At 62.7% G+C, this 2,382-nt stretch carries 4 protein-coding genes and 2 pseudogenes; 2 read left to right on the top strand and 4 right to left on the bottom strand.

Annotated features, from left to right (window positions below; translation table 11 throughout):
• The first annotated feature begins 29 nt into the window (after positions 1–29).
• Entirely contained in the window at positions 30–347 is a 318-nt protein-coding gene (locus BN4346_RS46580; protein WP_096867773.1) for a nucleotidyltransferase family protein, read from the top strand.
• A 108-nt stretch (positions 348–455) separates the two neighbouring features.
• Positions 456–638: pseudogene (locus tag BN4346_RS50005) on the top strand (HepT-like ribonuclease domain-containing protein); the annotation flags it as partial.
• A 48-nt stretch (positions 639–686) separates the two neighbouring features.
• Here the strand turns inward: BN4346_RS50005 and BN4346_RS50010 are convergent.
• From BN4346_RS50010 to BN4346_RS46600, 4 genes and pseudogenes are all read right to left on the bottom strand, one after another.
• Positions 687–959: a CopG family ribbon-helix-helix protein gene (locus BN4346_RS50010; protein ID WP_109562162.1), complete on the bottom strand. Its 273-nt coding sequence runs from the start codon at positions 957–959 to the stop codon at positions 687–689.
• Positions 960–961: 2 nt separating this feature from the next.
• Positions 962–1,297 (bottom strand): hypothetical protein, encoded by a 336-nt coding sequence (locus BN4346_RS46590; protein WP_067977054.1) that lies wholly within the window; start codon positions 1,295–1,297, stop codon positions 962–964.
• Positions 1,298–1,560: 263 nt separating this feature from the next.
• Positions 1,561–1,728, bottom strand: a pseudogene (locus BN4346_RS49360) (DUF433 domain-containing protein); the annotation flags it as partial.
• 180 nt (positions 1,729–1,908) lie between these two features.
• Positions 1,909–2,382, bottom strand: a 474-nt coding sequence (locus BN4346_RS46600; RefSeq protein ID WP_235653828.1) for a MarR family winged helix-turn-helix transcriptional regulator, incomplete at its 5' end; no start/stop codon positions are given.

A 2,382-nucleotide genomic window follows, 5' to 3' on the forward strand; every position in this document is an offset into this window, starting at 1 on the left:
ACCCGACTCCCGCCCCGTAGAATCGGGATGTGACCAGCACGTACAGCAAGCGAGCGCTGGAACGCCTGCGTGAGCACCGGGAAGAAATCAGCGATGTGCTCGCGCGATACGGCGCCAGCAATCCGCGGCTGTTCGGATCTGTAGCCCAAGGCACCGCTGGTCCAGACAGTGACGTCGACATCCTCCTGGACCTCTCCGAGACGGGGTCCGGCAGTCGATTGTCGCGACTATCCGGCATTCGCCTCGAACTAGAGCAATTGCTCCACATGCCCGTCGATATCGCCTATGAGGGATTGCTGAAACGCGGCGTATCCGAGTCGGCATCCGGGCAGGCCATCGCACTGTGACCAGATCAGCGCGAGACCGCTTGGCTGACATTCAGACAGCGATCGACAGGGTCTACGATTACCGGCCGTCCTCAAAGGCCTGCATTCCGACATGGCGATATATCGGCAATGCTGCGCGAGATCGGGATCATCGGAGAGGCGGTGAACGCCCTACCAGACGACATCACCGCCAAAAGACCCGAGATCGCCTGGCGTCAGATCGCGGCGATGCGCAATTTCCTTGTTCATGAGTACTTCAACATCGACCAAACCATCATCGAAGACGTCATCACAAACGATCTCGACCCATTGAGCACCGCGGTGACCATGCTCCTTGACATCACCGAAGAAGGCGACCAGTCAGGCCCCGATGCGTCCGAGGTACTCATCGAGAGCGCGGCGCATGACCTCGCTGGGTGTGGTGTGTTCGGCGGAGGTGTAGGCGTCCAACCGCCTGCTCAACTCAGCGGGCAGTCGTATGGTGCGTGTCGGGCTGGAACCCCGGCGTCCCTCACCGACCGGGCGGCCCATCCGCAGCGTCGATCCCATCTCTAAAGGGCCGGCAACCGTGTAGTCACCGGACTCGACGGCGCGGCTCATCTCGGCGTAGTCCTTCGCGCTCCGCCTAGCCATGATCAGTTCTCCTTTCCGTACTGCGGACCGATGAACGGTCGCTGTCTCACCACCTGACCCCGAAGATCGATGCCACCTCCCGACATGCGGTAGACGTCATTGGCGGTCCTCCCGGTGAGCAGCATCGAATGAAATACCACCCAGGCCTCTCCAGCCTCATCCTCGGCGGCAACCTCGACCCAAGGTTCTTGCCCGACCTGGCCCACGAACATGTAGGAGTCTGCATCGGGATAGGGCGTGATGATCGCGTACCGCAGGAGTGGATACGAGATCACCGCGCGCATCTCATCGCCTGTAATGCTGTGCTGCCAGGCGTGAGGCAAAATTTCGATGCGCACACCGAATAACTGTAAGACACTTGTGGCCATCTCGCAACGCACCGCGTCCGTGATACGACTGTGAGGCGGTCACGCAGGGGCCGGCCGGTTCCCAGGTCTGCCTCGAGACTTCGCCCCAGCTCAGCGCAGTTCGATAAGCCGACTCCCGGCGGACACCAACTCGACGATGCGATCGATCAGGGCCTCGAACCAGTCGAGCAACGCCTGGCGTCGAGTATTACCAACGCGGACCCACACGACGGCAGGCGAACCACCGCTGACGTTCACATGCTCGGCGACGTGACCGCCTGCGCTGCTGCGTACTCAAGGCACGCTTTGATGTCAGCGGCGGTCAGGTATGGGTAATCCTCAAGGATTTCACGCTCAGACGCCCCGGCCGCGAGGAGAGACAGCACATCGGTGACACGTACACGGGTGCCGCGGATCGCCGGACGGCCTCCGGATCGACGACAATGCGATCAAGCTGCGACATGCCCGAAGAATACTGCCAATTCTGCTGGCCGCGGCCCGCTGCTATGCCGTCGGTCGAGTCGTCGTCGAGGTGGTTATCACACCGGTGGGCTCAGTCGCTGCTCAGCCGGGCAGGGACGCGCAAGTTCGGACGCACCCGGTCAGGGCCCGACGGTTCCTGGCGGCCCGGAAGTTTTCAGGCCGTCGCTGATGTGGCGGCAGGTGGTGGCCACGGCAGCAATCTGGGGGTAGGTCAGTGGCCCCAGGAAGTGGGTGCGGACCGCGTTGGCGTAGGTGATCAGGGCTTGTTCCACCAACGTTGTCCCCGCTTCGGTGATGACGGCGACGACGCGGCGGCGATCCTGCGGGTCCATCGTCCGCGCCAGCAGGCCGCGTTCTTGAAGACGCCGGATGTGGCGGGCCAGCCGACTGGGCCGCAGCGCCAACACCTCAGCCAATTCCGCTAGCTGGAGGCTCCCACCCGGGGAGTTGGCCAGCAGATCCAGCAGCTGCACATCGGCCAGCGAAAGCTGGTGGGCGTCGGTGAGTTCCCGGTTGAGCAGGGTGCTCATGCGTAAGACGGTGGCCAGATAGTTCTGCCAGGACTTGTGTTCAGCCCCATCCAATTCCGGTTC

It is taken from the genome of Mycolicibacter icosiumassiliensis (assembly GCF_900078685.2).
In the GTDB taxonomy this organism is placed as follows: Bacteria; Actinomycetota; Actinomycetes; order Mycobacteriales; family Mycobacteriaceae; genus Mycobacterium; species Mycobacterium icosiumassiliensis.